Genomic DNA, 18,680 nt, shown 5'->3' on the forward strand with positions numbered 1-18,680 from the left:
GAGGAGAAAATAAAAAGACCACGAATAAGTAGCCTCATAAAATGAGTTAAAAAACTATCAACTTACAGAAAATCCCTCTAAAATGATTGTTTTATATGATCTAAAATGTAGAATGAAATTAAAGACAAAAAACACATTTAGGAGGTTATCATGACATTTGATGAATTGAAAAAAAGACCACCAAAAGGCAGTCTCAAAACTCAATCTTATTCCCTACCCCTTGCTCCAACGCTCTCTCATACAAATACTTCGCAACGATAATATCTACTACCGCCAAACCAACTGATTTGAAAATAGTAATCTCTTCATCATTTTCGCGCCCAGCTTTTTCTCCGCTTATAATTTGACCAAGTTCAGCGTGAATGGCGTTTGCTTTGAATAGACCTTCTTTTATCGGAACTTGAAGGTCTCCTGTTTCGTCTAGTGCTGCTTCTTTTGATTCGACTACTACTTTGTTTGCTTTAGCTATGGCATGTGAGGGTAGTTCTTGCATGCTCGGTCTGAATGAGCCGACGGCGTTTACGTGGACGCCTTTTTGCAAGATTTCTGAGAAGACTGGTGTGGTTGCGTTCGTAGTTGTGACGATGATGTCTGCTTCACGTACTGCTTCATTTGGATCCTTGTAAACGTAAGCAGGTTTACCAAATTTCTCTTGTATATATTGCGCAAATGCATACGCTTTTTCTTCTGTGCGATTGTATAAGATGACTTTTTCGATATCTCTAACCGCAAATATTGCTTCGGCAATTCCTTTCGCTTGTTCACCCGTGCCGATAATGCATAAAGTTTTTGCGTTATGACGAGCTAAATATTTTGTCGCTACTCCTGATAAGGCGCCCGTTCGGATCATCGTTAAGTACGATCCTTCTAGAAGTGCGAGCGGTTCTCCCGTTTGAAAGTCTGATAGCATCACAATCCCATTGATCGTTTTCTTTCCTATCTGTTTATTTTGCGGGACTACCGTTACTATTTTTACTCCAAGTGCCTCAAGTCCTTCCGCTACTGAAGGCATAATTAATGCCGTATTTTGCTCGTTCGCAAATGGTAATGAGCCTCTTATTGGTGTAATCGTTCTTTCTGCGGAAAATTCTTTTAAAGCAAGCGCCGCGTATTCAATAACTTCATTCATATTTACTAAGTTTCTTTGTTCGTTCGCGCTTATGACAAGCATATCTTTCCACCCCCTCCTCTTATCCTAACAAAAATCCTCGATTCAAATCATCTCTCGGATCTACAACGAACTGATGAAATCCTGTAATAAAGGCATTCCCCGTTACTTTTGGAACGACAGCTTCATATGTATCTACTGCGGTTACCGACAATACTTCCCCCTCGAATTTCCCGTCAGTAATGCATTCATGGACGAAAATTTCTCCCTTTTGTAAAGCATCTTTTCCAAAAAGAGTTGCGATTCTTGCGGAAGTTCCTGTACCGCAAGGAGAACGATCTACTTGCCCATCAGCAAAGATTGTTACATTTCGTAAAGTTGCATCTTTCTCTTTCGGATCATCTGAGAAAATAACGCCGTATATTCCTTTCAATCCTTCTTCAAGTGGATGTTTCACTTCCATTTTGCTCTCTATATAATGTTTAATTTTACCGCCCCACATTTGAATAGCAGATAAATCTTTGAAATCAACTTTCAAACCAAATTCTTTACAGTCTACAACAGCGTAAAATGCTCCTCCAAACGCGATATCTACTTGAAATTCATAGTTATCTATTTTAATAGGAACGTCTTTTTTGTATACAAATGAAGGAACATTTTCAAATGATACAGATTCTACTTCACTCCCGTTATATTTTGCATACGCAATAACTTCTCCGGCTGGGCTATCAATAATGAACTTTTGTTTTTCACCCTTTACTTCCAACATGCCTGTTTCAATTCCAACTGTAATAACAGCGATAATGCCATGACCACACATCGTACTCCATCCTTCATTGTGCATAAATAACACACCAAAATCAGCGTGGGCACTTGCTGGCGGTGTAATGATACAACCGTACATTCCGTGATGCCCTCTCGGTTCATACATCAGAATTTCACGAAGGTAATCCAAATGTTCCATGCAGTAGGCGCGTCTTTCCAGCTGCGTTTCTCCTTTTATTTCTGGCACTCCGCCCGTAATAATTCGAAGTGGTTCCCCAGCTACGTGTGCATCAATCGTTGTATATATTTTACTAACCTTCATTTCTATCTCTCCCCTATACGTTGATACTATTTCCAACGCAAGTATCATGCCAAATCGTATAGCATTACTTTTTTCAAATCCCCTCAGTAATGTGTATTCTTTTTTCAACAAATTCATATACAACTGTCTACTTTTTTATACACGGCTTGGACGTTACGTTATAAAACACCTCGATAACTTTGCAATTTCACTGGTACACACATGCAAAATTCCTTTTATCATTATTATTTTCAATGTAAAGTTACTTCGCTCCCCAACATATACTGTTCAAAAGCAAAAAGGAAGTGATCCCATGTATTACGGAACAAAGGGCTGGTACGTAGCTGAACTAAAAAAATTAGGTGTGCGCTATCATGAAGGAAGAAAACTAGAAAGTTACCGCGGACACATATTACGCAATTTATTAATCGCACAACAAGAAAAATTAAAAGAACAGTAACATTCTAATGTAACGCTATCGACGATTCTCGGAATATATCGGCGATTTGCCATGGAATATCGACTTACCGACAAATTCCGCTAATTCATCTATCTACACCACCAACCAATCACACATCAAACTACAATAGAAAAAGGTCACCCAAACGGGTGACCTTTCTCTTTCTATTCACAAACAAGAATTTGTCTAGTAAATGATCCTTTTCTTGTAATACAGCGATCTGTAATTTCAAATCCTGCTTCATGGATCATGTCATCCATTGTTTCCATCGTGACAACGACTACTTTTTTCGCGATGCGGCGTGCACTTGAAAGAATGGAGAGCTGGTCTTCTGGTGTGGCATGCGTAAATAAGTCATACGGCATATCGATAATGGCAACGTCGTAGTTCTCAGTAATTTCCTCGATTGGACCTTTTGTTACTGTTCCTTCAAATCCGAAATGTGCGATGTTTTTTCTCGTTCCAAGAACTACAAGTGGATTTATATCTCTACCAACGATATTAATCCCCATAGAAAGTGCTTCTACTACTACTGTTCCAATACCGCAGCACGGGTCAATTGCTCGTACTCCTTCTGGATTTGGTACAGCGATATTTGCAACTGATCTCGCAACACGTGTGCTAAGAGATGTCGAATAACTATGCGGTTTTTTTATGTGATGATACCAAACTGGTTCGCTTTCTACATAGTGCCCGAAGTACCAGCGTCCTCCAAGAGGAACAATCCCGAATACACGCTCTGGATTACGAACATCCGCTTCTCCTTCAATATGCATGCCAAGGTCTCGTTCAATAAGACGTCTTTCTCCATATTCAATTTTATTCTCCCCAACGAGGTCATTGATTTTAACGAAGATAACTTTAAATGTCGCTCCCGCCAAATCAATTTGTTCCACTTGTTTTAAAATGCTTTCTAAGTCGTCCCCTTCATACATAACCTCAACACGCTCTTTCATAAACGCACTTCTACTCGGGTCAATCTTGACATCACTTTTTAAAATATTAACGTGGGACTCCATTCCAAAGAACGAGCGCATTTCCAAGTAACATAAAGCACGCTCCTCCTCACGAAATGCATACGTATATATACAGGCAGGTGTTTTACTATGATTATTCAATCTATTATCATCCTCTATCGTTTAAAATTGTTATGATTACAATTACTCAAATACTTTTCTTTTGTATATAAAATTAAATGATATCATATGCCGGAAATAAAGAGAAACGTTAATACATAAAAGAGACTGCCAATGGCAATCTCTTATTATTTATTAACGGAAAGAAGACACGTTGTTACCCATTTCTTCATAGTAATCTAAAATGCCTTGATAAATCGCTTCCGCTGCACGTTGTCTCCATTCTTCAGTAGCTAGTTTTTCACCTTCACCTTTAGCATCGATGAAACCTAGTTCAGCTAAAATAGCAGGCATTGTATTGTATTTCACTACATAGAAGTTTTCTGTCTTTACACCTCTATCATTTGATTGAAGTGCTTGTACTAAACGTTTTTGTACTTTTTCTGCTAGTACACGGCTTTCTTCTGAGTTTGGATTTGTTGCCGATCTGTAGTAGAACGTTTCTGTTCCTTCTACTTGTTCATTAAACCCGTTTGCATGAATACTTACGAAAATATCACCTTTATTTTCTTGTGCAAATTCTACACGTTTTTTCAAAGATTCACCAGGAGTATTTCCCGGACGCGTATCATCATTACGTGTTAATAAAACAGTAAATGGTGTCTTTTGTTCAAATAGTTTTTGTACACGTAAAGATGTATCTAATACAATAGCACTTTCATCCATTTTCACACCAGAATGCCCTGGATCAACTCCACCATGACCTGGATCAATGATAATCGCTTTTCCTTCTAAGAAATTCCCTTGCTTCACTGGATTTAATTGATTTTTATTAACCCATTGGAAACCAGCGCCCATGCGGATACGAATCCAGCTGCCGTTCTCTTCAATAACAGTTACTTGCTGTGCGTTATGTGTTCCCATTACTTTTGACGAAGAAGAAGCTTCTGCATAAGTAGTGAATCCTTCATTAATAACTTCTGTTTTCTCTACTAAAGGTGTCCATTTATCACCGTTACTTGTTGCAATTTTGATCCATCCATCTCGTTCTTCTTTAATTTCTACCGTTTGTGGATTATGCTGATTCGCACTAATCCCAGAACTTAATGATGGTGCGTGATATGTAATGAATTTTCTATCTATGTACATTTTCTTTGTTTCTACTGGACGATCACTATTCTTGCTAAATTTATCTGTTTGCGCAGTAAGCTGAGCTGCTTGTTCACGCGTAATAGAATCATTCGGTTTCCAGCCATTCTCTGTACCTAAAGAAAGTTTTAATTCTACTAAAATATTAACTTCTTCTTTACCCCAATGATTCTCTAAATCAGCGAATTTTGTAGGAACTGGTCCTGTTACTTTGCTTTTCAGATTATATGCTCTTACAAGCATAGCTGCCATTTCAGCACGAGTTACTTTTCCTTCAGGATCAAATACTCCTGGTTCTCGCCCTTTAATAATATTCTCTTTTTCCATGGCTGCAATAAATGAAGCTGCCCAACTATTTTTTGCATCATTATAAGACGGCTTTGCATTTGGATCTACTTTAGCACCAATTGCTGTTGCGATAATCTTTGCTGCCTGGGCACGTGTTAAATTTCCGTATGGCATAAAGTTACCATCTGGCATACCGTTAATTACATTTCTCTCTACTAAATAATAAATTGCGTCTTTCGACCACGCACTATCTGAAACATCAGGAAATTTCTTCGTTTCTGCTAAACTACTAATTGGATGTGCTAGTAAATTTGCTGCTAATAAACCTGCGGCTATTGCTTTGTACTTCATGAAAAATAAATCTCCTCTCAAAACTTCATATTCATACATTTTTTTAATCAAGCTAACTAAAAAATATTAACTATTAATTAATTCCTTTCATAGTGTATAACATTATATATCTATAGTAAATACGTTTCCGGCCTTATAACAAAAATCGCATATATATAACTTATAATGAATGTATATAAAAAAACTTTAATCAGCCCTCACCAATCGGGCTTTTACGGGCAGCCCGGTCCCCATCTAACTTTTTTGCTTTCGCTGAATTTTGAGGTAGGGGTCTTACTACTCGGCAAATAGCGGGATAAAAAAGCGATTAGAACATGTCTCCTAATCGCTTCGCCAAATAAAAAGCTGATTAAAAATAATATCTTTAATCAGCTCTCTATTATCTATGAAATTATTCTTCAATTAAATTAGACATTACATATGCATACACTAATGCTTCTGTATGCGCAATAGAACTTTCATGTGTACGTTCAAATGCGTGAGAAGAATCAATACCCGCTCCAATTAAAGCATGTTTCACATCAAATCCCGCGCGAATCGCAGCTGATGCATCAGATCCGTAGTATGGATAAATATCTACTTTATATTCAATATGATTCGTTTTCGCAATCTCTACTAAATGTTTACGCAGTGCGTAATGATACGGGCCGCTAGAGTCTTTTGCACAAATAGATACTGTATATTCATCAGATGCTTGTCCATCACCTAACGCTCCCATATCAACTGCTAAGTATTCAACAGTTTCTTCAGGAATGTTAGAATTACCACCGTATCCAATCTCTTCATTATTAGAAATTAAGAAATGCGTCGTATATGGTAATGTTACGTTTTCATCTTGTAATCTTTTAATTAATTTTAATAAAATCGCAACACTTACTTTGTCATCTAAATGACGGGATTTTATGTATCCACTCTCTGTAATTTGAACACGCGGATCAAATGAAACGAAGTCTCCTACTTCAATTCCTAATTCGCGTACTTCATCAGCTGAAAATACGCGCTCATCAATACGAACTTCAATATTTTTCTCATCGCGTTTTGCTTCACCTGCATCTTTATATACATGTACAGATGTTTGATGCATTAAAATCGTTCCTGTATATGTCTTGCCACTTGATGTTTCAATTTCGCAATATTCTCCTTCTACAGAGTTCCAGCGAAATCCACCAATCATAGAAAGACTCAGGCGACCATCAGGCTTAATTTCTTTCACCATCGCACCTAACGTATCAACGTGTGCCGTTAATAAGCGGTGCTGCGCATCATTCTTCCCTTTTACCGTTAAAATAAGAGCTCCCTTATTATTACGTTTCGTTTCTACGTTCCACTCACTGACATAGTTTTCAATGAAATTAATAATTTTTGCTGTATTTCCAGACGGACTCGGAATAGAGACAAGCTCCTTAATCAGTTCCATCGTTTCTTTCGTATGATGTGCCATTGTCGTTTCCTCCTCATTTTCTCTACTATTCAGTATACAAAATTCGCCAGAAAACCTCTACTTATATAGCTTAATTTTCTAAATTGTAGTAAAATTCTTTTTAGTATACAAAAGGAGTCCTGAAATATGAATATATCAAAAAAATATATACACATTGCACTCATTTGGTTTTTAGCATCATTATTTTGTTTACAAATCTCTTATGCCATTCATACTACTACTTCTATTACAATCGGCTGGATATTAACAACTATCTTCTTCATTATTAGCTTCATTGCAACAAAAAAGCATAGCGTTACTCATTAACGCTATGCTTTTCCTATAAAACTATTCTTCTGAAACATCTAATAAATAAATCCCTCTTTCAAATCCACCGCGCTCTATCTCTTTTTGCTTACGAAGGCGTTCCACATCTTCAATCGATGCACCTTCTGCACGTGCTAATGAAATGATAACCTCTAGCGCATCTGCAAGAGAATCTAGCGCATGTTCGCGTTCTTTCATAGAAGCAAATTCACGAATTTCTTCCGTTCCAATTTTCGCTAAAGCCTGTATGTATGCTTGCCCTGTTAATTTTTGTGCTGTATACGTTTTTCCAGACATTAAAATCTTCTCTGGAACACGATCTCTTACTAACTTGTTATATGCTGACATCATTCATCCTCCTATATTTAATAACATCCGAGCTCTGCTTTATAGAAAAACCATTTTTTCTTCACGCATGCACTTAACATATCAATTCCTGATCCATGTGCTCTTACATGTGGAAAGAAATAGTGCTCTAAGTCTTCGTCCTTACCATATAGAGTTTGATACTCATCTGGAATCGCTTCTTTTTTCACATCTTTTTCTTTCGTCACCCCGTCAGAAAATGCAACACTTGGATGTCCCTCAAAAAATAACGCAGTCCGAACTGCCAAAGATGGTGTACTATGCAAAGCAGAATATGTAAGCAAAATAATAGTGATAACACCGATCATTTTCTTCATGTATTACTCCTTAAAAAAAGTGCTAACACAATTATACTAAAATGTGTTAGCACTTTCTCCCCTTTATCCCGAATTAACGAGCTAATAATCAGTGAGGAATGGACAAAATCCTCACTTCACTTTATTCCCCTTTAAATGCTGGTAAACGTTTCTCTAAAAACGCAGCAATACCTTCTTTATGATCCGCTGTTTGTCTCATTGCATATTGACCACGCTTTTCTAATTGCAATGTTTGCTCTAAATTAGAGCGATTTACTTCACATAAAATTTGCTTCGTTTGAATCATTGCTTTAATCGGTTTTTGTGACCATTCATTAATTTTTTGCTTCACAGCCGTTTGGAAATCTTCGCCGATTACTTCATCAATTAAGCCGATATCAAGCGCTTCTGTCGCTGATAATTTCTTACCTTCCCAAATAATTTGCTTCGTCATATTTTCACCAACGCGCTTTTGAAGGAAGAAATGACCGCCTCCATCTGGAATTAAAGCGATTCCAATAAAGTTCATCGCAATAACAGATGATATATCCGCCATTACATAATCAGCTGTTAACGCAATACTTAACCCAAGACCTGCAGTCGGTCCATGAATTGCACTAATAACAAGCTTTGGCATCGTATATAACGTCACGACAACTTCAGAAATAGTATTCATAATACCATCAAACTTACTTTCATCATTACTTGAAAGCATCGATTTAATATCCCCACCCGCAGAAAAACCACGGCCGTTCCCGCATAACACAACGATATGCGCAGAACTTTCCGCTACTTCTTTCAACTTTTGTAATAACTCTTTTAAGGTCGGCTCATCTAACGCATTTAACACCTCTGGGCGATTGACCATAACCGTTGCAACGTGGCCTTCATATTTCACAACGACAGATTCTGTTTTACTTGTTATTTCCATTATATATACCCCTCTTTTCTCCATAAAGATTATACTTATATAATTATAGAGAACCATTGAAAAACCCTTCTTTTTTCTCAATTTTCTGTCTAATAATCTCACAATTTGTACATATACCGTATAAAACATACAATTCCGTTGAAAAATATAGAAATTAAAGTCGGTTTATCCATGCTTTTCATCTATTTACCATTACAATGAAATGGTGTATTCTTAAGTTTGATAAAAAAACAAATATTGAAATTCATTCGCCTTACTATATAAAAAAGGCTTTATACCCATCTTTTGGGTGTTGTAATAAAGGAATGAAGAACTGGAGGAACATATGGTTAATAAGTTGAAACAAACGGATAACTACTTCCCACATTTCCTATTGCTATTCATTGTGTTTCAACCAATTTTAGATTTATTAACATCTTTTTCAATCTATATACTACACATGAGCGCAACAGTTGGAGTTGTAGTCCGTTTCGCCTTTATGCTTCTTGCATTAGGATACCTACTTCTTCATCACAAACAACAAGATGCGAAAAAGTACATCCTCTATTTATGTTTACTCGGAATCGCACTCGCAATCGGTCTTGTAAATAATATGATGGTTAAATCTCCAGTTTCATTTGGAGAAGAAGTTAAATTTATTTTAAAGAGCGTATATCCAGTTGTGCTACTGTTTGGATATATTATCGCCTTTAAAGAGCTAAAAAATAAAGAGTATGTATTTCATAAAATCATTACATATTTCTTATATGCAACTTTAATTTTAAGCATCACAATGATTGTCGCAATGCAAACTGGAACGGATTTCCCAAGCTATCCTCACTCAAAAGTCGGTTCAAGAGGTTGGTTCTTCGCTGGAAATGATTTAAGTTCTCTTTTCGCCATTATGTTCCCAATCATTGTCTTATATTCGATTCATAAAACAACTTCTTTCTCGAAAATATATTACTGGATTCCAACAATACTTGCGATGTATGCAAGTATTATGGTCGGAACGAAAGTCGGATATGGCGCAATTGTTATTACATTAGGCGTAGCACTTTTCTTCTCATTCATTGAGTACATGATAAATCGTAAAAAAGAAGGAAAAGGATTCACACATATTGTAAATACCGTTGTTGCCGCTGTTATACTAGGAGGTTTAATTGTTCTTACACCGCATACTCCTATCGCAAAAAATATGGGCATTCACATGCAAATATACGAATACAAAAAATCAGTACAAGAAGAGAAAGATCGAAAAGAAGGAAAAGTAATTAAAGAAGATCCAGAAGATGCAAAAAAACATGCAAAAGGTGAACTTACAGATTCTGAAGTAAAAAGTTTAATTTACAGCGATCGCGACAAATTCTTAAAAACATACAAACAGTACTATAAAGACGCACCGCTTTCACAAAAACTATTCGGAATGGGTTACGCTGGTAACTACACAGATAAAATTAAATTAATTGAAATGGACTTCCATGACCTATTTTTCGCATTTGGAATTGTCGGTTTCCTTATTTACTTAATACCACTTCTATACTTTGGTATTACATTATTCATCCGCATGATCACAAACTTTAAGAAAATCATGACCGTAAAGTATATGCTATTAGCGAGCACACTCATTCTATCACTTGGCATTGGCTTTATGTCTGGCCACGTATTAACAGCGCCAGCCGTTAGCATTTTCTTCGTTGTTATTCTCGCTTATATCATTGTTGATTTTGAAATTGAATAAAAAGAAGGTGCTACGAAATATTAGTAGCACCTTCTTTTTTATTTAATTAATGTTTTACGTATTCTAAGCTTTCTTTTGCAATATACGCTTCTGTTACAGTAGGATTATCTGAAATAACTTTAACCCACGCTTTTCCATTTATTATTTCTTCACCAGTAACTGTAACAACTACATTTGTATTTAAACGATACAGTCGCTCATTTGATATACTAGGATTCTTTTTCACTTCCACGTTATTCATCACACGTGCAAGTTTGTACTTGTTGTACTCTTTTTTACCTAAATAAGAATCAAAACGGTTCATATGCCCCGCTACTTTTTTACCCCAGTTCGCATCAGATGCATATTTCGCATTTAAACCAGCAGCTTTATCACCTGTATATGTTGCTGTATAACGCCAATGTCCTGGATTTAAATATCCTTCATTCATGTATAATTTTGCTGCATGTTCAATACAATCTTCTTTTGAATTAAATGCTTCCCCGTTACCATATGGGCTATCGTCTGTTGCTTTTAAACCAAATAAATTATTTTTGTCTTTTGCAAGAGCGCTTGTTCCATAATAACTTTCATGAATTGCTAATGAATATAAGAATAATGCATTTACATTATACTTGCTTTCTACTTCTTTAAATTTCTTTCCTAAACCAATTAATGGAGAGTCTGGCTTAATCGATTTCACATAACTATCTAGTTGTTCAGCTGTATAATCTGTTTTCGAACGTAATGATAAATAATTGAAATATTGATAGAAAGTTTCGTCTCCGAATGTCTTTCCATCTACACTATACATTTGCTGTCCTTGCTTCATGAAAGAAGGTGCCACACCATATCTAAATTCTGTATATCCAGGTGAACTTGTATTATATGTATAATATTTATGGTATAAATATCCATCTGATTTCACATAATAAGACGACTGTTTCATTTCATTTGTAGGAATTAAAGTGATTTCATTCTTCTTCACATAACCTGTCAAACCAGAAAGTTGAACTTTCACACGATCTTCGCCAACTTCTAACACTTTCAATTCTGTTCCATACTGAATATACGTATATACTGTTGCTAAATTCTCATCATAAATATTAATGATGTTTTGCCCAGTTATTCTTTTCGCACTTGCAAAACCATCTTTAATCCATAAAAATTCGTTCTCATATTTTACCGCATTCATACCTTTATTTTGAGCAGCCGTAACCGCTTCTTTATACGTATTATAGCGCTCTACTTCTTGCTCTGTTCCGTTTTCTCTTACATTTGTCACAACATATTTCTTAGTTTCTACAGGATTGGTATTTCCGTTTTTTTCAATCGTCTGAAGCATGCGATCCAACATAGCTGAAGCCATCCCTCTTGTAGCTGATAAATGTGGTCTAAATGTATTATCTTCTGGATACCCTTTAATAATTTGAGTAGCCACCATAACTTGCACATGCTCTTTATAGTTAATACTATCTTTATCAGTAAAGGTAAGCGGACTTACAGCTACTTTAATATTTTTATAGTCTAACGCTCGCTTTACCATGATCGACATTTCTTCACGTGTAATCACATCATTTGGTGAGAACGTCTCGTTCGTACGACCATTAATAATTTTCGCTCCATATGCTCTACTTACACCATCATATAAACCGTAAGTCTTCGGCACATCCTCGAAATTCGAATCAGCTTTCGGTAAATTTAAAGCTCTCGCTATGAATGTAGCAAACTCTGCTCTTGTTACTAATTTATCAGGCGCATATACATTGTCCCCATACCCCATTAAAACTCCTTTAGTAATAAGTGAGCGCATATTCGTCTCAAACATATGTCCTGTAATATCATCATTTGCCGCATAACTTGAAATAGGAGTTAAAAGTAATGATCCCGTTAATGCCACTGCTGTTATACCTTTTGAAAAAGTCTTCAAGGTTATCCTCCTCGTAATCTACGAATTTATTATCACAAATTTGATTATATAATAATCACAATCATTTTAGCATAATAAATAGGAATTAAAATAAAACGTTTTTTAATTTGAATTTTCATTACATTCAAAACAAAATAAAAGACACTTTACTTTTTTAATAAAGTGCCTTTTTCCATATGATCAATGAGTTTCTTTGTTGCCTGTTTGCCTTGCAACCGAAGCTCATCTATTGTCAATTGTAACTCTTGCTGCACAGTTCCTTGTTGCATTAATTGCTTTTTCGCAATTTCATATAAATATTCAGCACTCCATTCGCCATCCACACTTCCTATAACTGGCTGATTCACTTGACTTAAAAACGAATCAATTTTTGGATCGTATGAAATCCCGACCATTGGAGTTTTGGCTACAGCAGAAAAAACTAGTGCATGAAGACGCATACCAATTAGTAATGAACATTGTGATAAAATGAATATTTTCTCGTCGATATCCATTTTATATGGAAGCATATACGTCTCTTCTCCCATTAAGTCTACTACTTCACGCGAAGCTTTTTGATCAAATGGCTCATGCATTGGAACAAATAGAATTTGGTATCCTTCTTGCTTTAATTTTTTTAATGCCGCAGCTAATTTTTTTATATAATCTTCTTTTGCATTCCAATAACGCACACTAACCGCAATTACTTTTCCATGTATCGAATGCTTTTGCAACCAATCCGATTGTTTTGTCCGTTTCCATGTTAAAACAGGGTCTGGAACAATTTCAATATCGTTTTTTATGCCAAGTTCTTTTAAATATAAAAACGAATCCTCATCTCGAACTGATACATAGGAAGCTTTTGACAAGTTCCATTTTACTAATAGACGATTATATCCTTTTGTAATTGGACCTATTCCTTGTGAATAAATATAATACGGCTTTTTTAATAATCGAGCGAGTCCCATAATACCCGTATAATATAGAATACTCTTCGTACTTGTCTGATCTTGAAGAAGGCTCCCGCCACCGCTAATAACTCCATCACTGTTTTTTATCGCATGATAAACAGCTTTTATATCCCAGCGATCTACCGATTCTACACCATACATTTCCTTTGTATATTTAGAATCATTTGATAGTACTACTAGTTCTATATCCGGGTTCTCTTTACTTAACGATTCAATAATTGATTGTAGAATCGCCTCGTCTCCAACATTATAAAAACCATAATATCCTGATAAGACTAAACGCACCCTAAATCTCCTCCAAAACTAGGTAACCGTTTATTTCATCTAACATAAACTAGTACCCATTCCTTACCTAAACACTTGATACCCTACATAGTTTCCTCTTTATCAGTTCATATGAATTATAATAAAAAATTAAATTTCTATATTTATCTTTTTAAAAATGGTATTTTGTTTATTGATATCCATTTTAATTTCAAAGCACATACACCATACAAAATGGTTGTAATACTTAATACTATACCACTGAATAATAACGTCATAATTCTTGAAGATGTAATATTTATCACATTACATAATTCATACAATCCTAGTCCCAAAATACATGCTATTGCTAGCACACCAAAAAAGCTTTTTAAATGAATAGAATAGGCAATATAGCTTCGAATATACAAATGATTTACAATACAAATCAATACGTAAGTAATGAATGTACTATACGCCGCTCCATCTATGCCAAACTTCTGCACGAACATTATGTTTAACACGACTTTCACACAACTCGCACCAATAACAATCCATGCAGCTTGTGCAGAACGGTTAATGCCCTGTAAAACACCTATTGATAATACCATAACCGCAGTAAAATACGAACTGCCAATCATAACTGTTAACATACTACTGCCTTTTACATCTGTGAACAATCCGACATTTAACGGTACTGTTAATGCCATCAACCATATTGTTAACGGTGCTGTCAAAACATGCGCTAGTCGATTTGTATTTTGAATTGTTATTTTCGCCAAATTTATATCTCTTTTGGCCAATGCGGAAGTTAAGAGTGGTATTAACGGAAATACAATTGCGCTTGCAAAAATAACAATTATTTGCGTGAATGCAAAACCGCGACTGTATATTCCAAATTGTTCTTGAATTTCTGTTGATGATCCTTGTAATACATGCGGTATTGTAAGCGAGTCTACTAAATTTAAAAGTGGCATTGATAAAGCTCCAATAGCGATTGGGATCGATACCCGCAATATCTTTTTGCCGTTTTCTCTTAAATCTCGGAGCGAATAGGAATTGCTTTTATTGTAGTATGGACTTCTATTATATTTTATACGCAAATATATAAGCGAACTAATGACTCCAAGAAAAGAGCCAACCATCGCACCACTAGTAATAACAGTATTACTCTTATCCCATGATACTAGTATGTAAGCAATTATTAACATAAAAAACACACGTACAAATTGCTCAATGACCTGTGATACCCCTGTTGGTTTCATATCACCGAAACCTTGAAAATACCCTCTATACACCGCCATGTATGGCGCAATGAGTAATGCTAATGAAGTAATAAGCAACGGCATTCTAGTTTCTTGTCCACCAAGCATATTTGCAATTTCAATAGAAAATAATACAATGACTAAACAGCCGAAAACGCCAAATGCTATCCCAATAATTGACGCTGATTTAAATAATTTCGCAATTTCCTTTTGCTTATTTTTTTCGTTCAACTCTGCAATTAGTTTCGAAATTGCAAGTGGAACTCCGGCTACCGATAATGTAAGAGCAATCATATATACAGGAAAAACAAGGCGGAAAATACCGAGCACTTCATCTCCTGCAATATTTTGTAATGGAATTTGAAAAAAACTACCCAGCAATTTCGACAAAAAAGTTGTAATGGTTAAAATTGCTGCTCCTTTTACAAATGTTTTATTCATATTTTTTCTCTTTTCTTTTATACATATACTCTCAAACATATTGTTTTAAACGATAGGAATTCACTTTATCCCATTGGTTATCATAACAAATTTATTATAGGTTGAATACTTGGTTTTTTTTTCAAAATAGAAAAGAGAACCCATTTAAGCCTGTCTCTTCACAATATTTTTTCTAATTCCTTCCATTATGTATGTACACACTATAACCGTTTCTGTTACGCAAAAAGAGCCCTTCCTCCCTATCACTGCGATACATATTACTAAAAACATTATAAAAATATCCCACAACTCTACATTATAATTTATGTAAGATTGTGAGATATTCTAATTACCATCTAAACACTTAAGATTTTCAATTGCTCTTTCTGTTCATCGCTTGCCATTACTGCGATTGTTTTTTCAATACTCGGATGTACTTGCTCAAGCTTTACACTTGCTCCTACTTTATTTGATTGCTCAACAAAATTTAATAAGGCCATAGCTCCTGATACATCCATATAACGCACATCTTTCATACGTAAAATAACCGGTGACTTCACATCTTGTAAAGTAGAGAAAATACGATCTACTGATAGGAAAGAGAGCGGTCCTTGAATTGTGTACGTTTCTTCTTTTTCTTTTACGATAGAAGTTTTACGTTCTTTACATTTCACCATATATATGATGAACGAAAGAATAATACCGAATGCAACAGCAATCATTAAATCGAACTTCACCGTTACAATCATCGTTACGAGCATAACAACGACATCACCTTTAGGAGCGACATGCATCTTTTTCATGCTTCCCCAATCGAACATTCCAATACCAGTTAAAATTAAAATACCTGATAATACAGCAAGTGGAATATATTGTACGACCGAACCAAGACCCATAATAAAAATAAATAAGATAACACTATGCATACATGCCGAAAGTGCCGTTTTACCGCCACTTCTTATATTCACGATAGACCTTACAGTCGCACCTGCACCTGCTAATCCGCCAAACAATCCGCTCATCATATTACCGATACCTTGTCCGACCAGTTCTTTATTACTTTTATGACGTGTACCTGTCACATTATCCATTACGACCGATGTTAACAACGAGTCAATCGATCCTAATAAAGCAATACTAAGCGCTGGCAAAATAAGTGCTGCTATTCCTGTTCCACTTAAAGATGGAATATGAAGCGTAGGCATCGCTTCTGGAATGGTTCCAATCTTTTCAATTACTTTATTTAGTGAAAGATTTCCGATAATCGGTAACTTTACTGTAAGTCCTTCGAGTAAGGAAGAAAATAAAGGAAGCAAAGCTGTCACACCGACTAGTGCTACTAAACTAGACGGAATCGCCTTAATCCATTTACCAGAAACAATCATTACAATAATCGTTAACACAACAAGTAAAAAACTATTTTGTACGTGCTTTATTTCGCCTAAAATAATGATTAATGCAATACCATTCATAAATCCCGAAACGACAGGATACGGAATATATCGAACGTAAGAACCAAGCTTACATACACCGAATAAAATTTGAAATAACCCTGCCATCATAAAGGCAATAAAACTTGCCTCTAACCCGTGCGTCGCAATAACTCCTGTTGCAATAACGGTAATTGGTCCAGTTGGCCCTGTTACTTGCCCAGGTGTCCCGCCAAATAACGCTGCGAATAAACCTGCAAAAATCGCACCATACAATCCAACAAGCGCTCCCTCAGACGTTCCTGTCGCGGCAATACCAAATGCAATCGCAAGTGGTAACGCAACAATCGCAACAGTAAATCCTGCTAAACATTCCTTTGCTATTTTTTGAAACATAAAAAAAACCACCTTTGTATAAAGTCCATGTTCCATTGTACACCTAAAAAGATACATTCGTTAGCTCACTTTTTACATTCTCGTGACGTAAACGTATTCAATGAAAAGTTTCCCCCTTATCTTTGGAAACAATTGCAACTATGCTATAATGAACAAATTAAATCTTTTACTATATACTTGGAGGCACTATGCTAACTTTTGAAGAAAAATTATCGATTATTGAATCTTTCCCAGAACTAGAAAGAAAGAACGTATCATTAAAACGTGTAAACTTCCACTTTGAAGAAAGTCGTTTAGATAAAAAGAACGTTGTATTTCATTTACACCCAAATGGAAATGGATTTGTATATGCAAGCGGTATTAAAGGTTATAAAACAGATGATAAAGGCATGGTTAACATCCGTGAGTTTTCAGCAGAGGAGTTACGTTCAGTAATTGAGAAATCAATTGACCTTCTATCACAAGAAGAAGTAGTAGCACCTGTAGAACCTGCGAAAGAAGAAGAATGGCAGAACGAAGATGGTCATATTCTTACTCTTATTTCAGAGGATGACATGTGGAACGTGTACGCTGGTGTAAACTTAGACGGTACATTCAACTCTTATCCAGAAGCTGCGGAATACCTTGATGAAGAAGGCTTTTCACGCAAATAAAAATAGAAACCTATTTCATTCAACGACTTTTATAGTAATCAAAGAAGACACTTAAGGTGTCTTTTTTTGTTATATAAACTCCTTTCTCACACTATCTCTATTAATTTTCATAAAATGATTCAGAGGAGGTTTATATGAATACAACTGCTAAATTAATAAATTGGAAAGAACATGGCGATATGATTATTCTAGAATGTGAATTAAATGGAAAACGCTTCGAGATATCAACATATAAACAACGAATATATAATGCACACCTTTTATCAGCTGACGTTTATATTCGTTTAGACTCATCTGATAATATAATTGGAATAAATATTTATAAAAGTAAGAAAAGCCCCCTATTCCATAGGCGGGCTTTATCTTTATTACACAACATCAGAGTATACTCTCTTTTTTCATACAGTTTATGTAATTATACATATTCATCAAAAAATACACTGAATGAATATTACATGTAGTAAAATATAACTTGTGGGCACGTTCTATAAAGCAGATTCTTTTAAAAGGCGTAACATATCAATTATTATAGGGGATGTGGCGTCACTTCGATATTGATCTCAAATCTCTTGTCTTTTGTGAACTAACAATCTAGTGTATATAGACGATTCTGCTTTATAGTGTGTGTTTACACTCATAACAAAGGGGTAATGGTAATACGGATAGATTCCGATTCGTATGAAATGAAATGGTTCAAGTCGGAGAAAGGCACCTTAGGGTGTCTTTTCTTTTTGTATTACATCCACTTTGTGTTTCCACCTTATTTCAAATTCGCTAATTAACCTTCACCAAGAAAAAATGAGAATTAACAAAGATATTGTTAATTCTGTTTAATACAGAAAAATGAAGGATACCC

General features: G+C 35.5%; 16 protein-coding genes and 1 pseudogene. 5 read left to right on the forward strand and 12 right to left on the reverse strand.

Features of this window, described 5'->3' with window-relative positions; translation table 11 throughout:
- Positions 1-193: 193 nt before the first annotated feature.
- Positions 194-1,171 (reverse strand): ornithine cyclodeaminase family protein, encoded by a 978-nt coding sequence (locus IQ781_RS11070; protein WP_000960320.1) that lies wholly within the window; start codon positions 1,169-1,171, stop codon positions 194-196.
- A gap of 19 nt (positions 1,172-1,190) precedes the next feature.
- The gene (locus IQ781_RS11075; protein WP_017674479.1) at positions 1,191-2,195 is read right to left on the reverse strand and encodes a proline racemase family protein; all 1,005 of its coding nucleotides are present in this window, start codon (positions 2,193-2,195) and stop codon (positions 1,191-1,193) included.
- 208 nt (positions 2,196-2,403) lie between these two features.
- On the opposite strand from IQ781_RS11075, the gene IQ781_RS11080 reads away from it, so the two are divergent.
- Positions 2,404-2,634, forward strand: a complete 231-nt coding sequence (locus tag IQ781_RS11080; RefSeq protein ID WP_139256965.1) for a YflJ family protein — start codon at positions 2,404-2,406, stop codon at positions 2,632-2,634.
- Between the two features lie 164 nt (positions 2,635-2,798).
- Here the strand turns inward: IQ781_RS11080 and IQ781_RS11085 are convergent, their stop codons facing one another.
- From IQ781_RS11085 to IQ781_RS11095, 3 genes are all read right to left on the reverse strand, one after another.
- Positions 2,799-3,752: a TRM11 family SAM-dependent methyltransferase gene (locus IQ781_RS11085; protein ID WP_001059321.1), complete on the reverse strand. Its 954-nt coding sequence runs from the start codon at positions 3,750-3,752 to the stop codon at positions 2,799-2,801.
- A gap of 153 nt (positions 3,753-3,905) precedes the next feature.
- Positions 3,906-5,498, reverse strand: a complete 1,593-nt coding sequence (locus IQ781_RS11090) for an N-acetylmuramoyl-L-alanine amidase (RefSeq protein WP_000875341.1) — start codon at positions 5,496-5,498, stop codon at positions 3,906-3,908.
- Between the two features lie 391 nt (positions 5,499-5,889).
- A complete protein-coding gene (locus tag IQ781_RS11095) occupies positions 5,890-6,939 on the reverse strand; it encodes a M42 family metallopeptidase (protein WP_086411651.1) in 1,050 nt (349 codons plus the stop codon).
- A 126-nt stretch (positions 6,940-7,065) separates the two neighbouring features.
- Between IQ781_RS11095 and IQ781_RS11100 the strand changes: the two genes are divergently transcribed.
- Positions 7,066-7,245, forward strand: a complete 180-nt coding sequence (locus tag IQ781_RS11100) for a hypothetical protein (protein WP_006919761.1) — start codon at positions 7,066-7,068, stop codon at positions 7,243-7,245.
- Between the two features lie 21 nt (positions 7,246-7,266).
- Here IQ781_RS11100 and IQ781_RS11105 read toward each other — a convergent pair whose 3' ends face one another.
- The 3 genes from IQ781_RS11105 to IQ781_RS11115 form a co-directional block, all read right to left on the reverse strand.
- The gene (locus tag IQ781_RS11105) at positions 7,267-7,593 is read right to left on the reverse strand and encodes a nucleoside triphosphate pyrophosphohydrolase (protein WP_001277350.1); all 327 of its coding nucleotides are present in this window, start codon (positions 7,591-7,593) and stop codon (positions 7,267-7,269) included.
- A gap of 17 nt (positions 7,594-7,610) precedes the next feature.
- Positions 7,611-7,928, reverse strand: coding sequence for a hypothetical protein (locus tag IQ781_RS11110; RefSeq protein WP_000738198.1), 318 nt, complete (start codon positions 7,926-7,928; stop codon positions 7,611-7,613).
- A 121-nt stretch (positions 7,929-8,049) separates the two neighbouring features.
- The gene (locus IQ781_RS11115) at positions 8,050-8,862 is read right to left on the reverse strand and encodes an enoyl-CoA hydratase (RefSeq protein ID WP_001999174.1); all 813 of its coding nucleotides are present in this window, start codon (positions 8,860-8,862) and stop codon (positions 8,050-8,052) included.
- A 301-nt stretch (positions 8,863-9,163) separates the two neighbouring features.
- On the opposite strand from IQ781_RS11115, the gene IQ781_RS11120 reads away from it, so the two are divergent.
- A complete protein-coding gene (locus IQ781_RS11120; protein WP_033695767.1) occupies positions 9,164-10,558 on the forward strand; it encodes an O-antigen ligase family protein in 1,395 nt (464 codons plus the stop codon).
- 46 nt (positions 10,559-10,604) lie between these two features.
- On the opposite strand, the gene IQ781_RS11125 is transcribed toward IQ781_RS11120, so the two are convergent.
- From IQ781_RS11125 to IQ781_RS11140, 4 genes are all read right to left on the reverse strand, one after another.
- Positions 10,605-12,467: an S-layer homology domain-containing protein gene (locus tag IQ781_RS11125; RefSeq protein WP_000847509.1), complete on the reverse strand. Its 1,863-nt coding sequence runs from the start codon at positions 12,465-12,467 to the stop codon at positions 10,605-10,607.
- 146 nt (positions 12,468-12,613) lie between these two features.
- Entirely contained in the window at positions 12,614-13,702 is a 1,089-nt protein-coding gene (gene csaB, locus IQ781_RS11130; RefSeq protein WP_001241591.1) for a polysaccharide pyruvyl transferase CsaB, read from the reverse strand.
- Between the two features lie 143 nt (positions 13,703-13,845).
- The gene (locus tag IQ781_RS11135; RefSeq protein ID WP_139846932.1) at positions 13,846-15,366 is read right to left on the reverse strand and encodes a putative polysaccharide biosynthesis protein; all 1,521 of its coding nucleotides are present in this window, start codon (positions 15,364-15,366) and stop codon (positions 13,846-13,848) included.
- Positions 15,367-15,701: 335 nt separating this feature from the next.
- A complete protein-coding gene (locus IQ781_RS11140) occupies positions 15,702-17,171 on the reverse strand; it encodes a SulP family inorganic anion transporter (protein ID WP_000486653.1) in 1,470 nt (489 codons plus the stop codon).
- Positions 17,172-17,359: 188 nt separating this feature from the next.
- Here IQ781_RS11140 and IQ781_RS11145 point away from each other — a divergent pair, with 188 nt between their 5' ends.
- Together IQ781_RS11145 and IQ781_RS11150 are read left to right on the forward strand one after the other, a co-directional pair.
- Positions 17,360-17,824 carry a hypothetical protein gene (locus tag IQ781_RS11145; RefSeq protein ID WP_000954998.1) on the forward strand — a complete coding sequence of 155 codons (465 nt, stop codon included), beginning with the start codon at positions 17,360-17,362 and terminating at the stop codon, positions 17,822-17,824.
- Positions 17,825-17,958: 134 nt separating this feature from the next.
- Positions 17,959-18,150 (forward strand): annotated as a pseudogene (locus tag IQ781_RS11150) (hypothetical protein); the annotation flags it as partial.
- Positions 18,151-18,680: the final 530 nt, after the last annotated feature.

This window comes from Bacillus sp. N447-1 (assembly GCF_022701035.1).
Classification (GTDB): Bacteria; Bacillota; Bacilli; order Bacillales; family Bacillaceae_G; genus Bacillus_A; species Bacillus_A cereus.

Coding starts and splice junctions, on each gene's coding strand:
- IQ781_RS11095 (WP_086411651.1), bottom strand. CDS start 6,939: ATGGCACATCATACGAAAGAAACGATGGAACTGATTAAGGAGCTTGTC.
- IQ781_RS11120 (WP_033695767.1), top strand. CDS start 9,164: ATGGTTAATAAGTTGAAACAAACGGATAACTACTTCCCACATTTCCTA.
- IQ781_RS11090 (WP_000875341.1), bottom strand. CDS start 5,498: ATGAAGTACAAAGCAATAGCCGCAGGTTTATTAGCAGCAAATTTACTA.
- IQ781_RS11110 (WP_000738198.1), bottom strand. CDS start 7,928: ATGAAGAAAATGATCGGTGTTATCACTATTATTTTGCTTACATATTCT.
- IQ781_RS11105 (WP_001277350.1), bottom strand. CDS start 7,593: ATGTCAGCATATAACAAGTTAGTAAGAGATCGTGTTCCAGAGAAGATT.
- IQ781_RS11135 (WP_139846932.1), bottom strand. CDS start 15,366: ATGAATAAAACATTTGTAAAAGGAGCAGCAATTTTAACCATTACAACT.
- IQ781_RS11075 (WP_017674479.1), bottom strand. CDS start 2,195: ATGAAGGTTAGTAAAATATATACAACGATTGATGCACACGTAGCTGGG.
- IQ781_RS11115 (WP_001999174.1), bottom strand. CDS start 8,862: ATGGAGAAAAGAGGGGTATATATAATGGAAATAACAAGTAAAACAGAA.
- IQ781_RS11070 (WP_000960320.1), bottom strand. CDS start 1,171: ATGCTTGTCATAAGCGCGAACGAACAAAGAAACTTAGTAAATATGAAT.
- IQ781_RS11140 (WP_000486653.1), bottom strand. CDS start 17,171: ATGTTTCAAAAAATAGCAAAGGAATGTTTAGCAGGATTTACTGTTGCG.
- IQ781_RS11100 (WP_006919761.1), top strand. CDS start 7,066: ATGAATATATCAAAAAAATATATACACATTGCACTCATTTGGTTTTTA.
- IQ781_RS11145 (WP_000954998.1), top strand. CDS start 17,360: ATGCTAACTTTTGAAGAAAAATTATCGATTATTGAATCTTTCCCAGAA.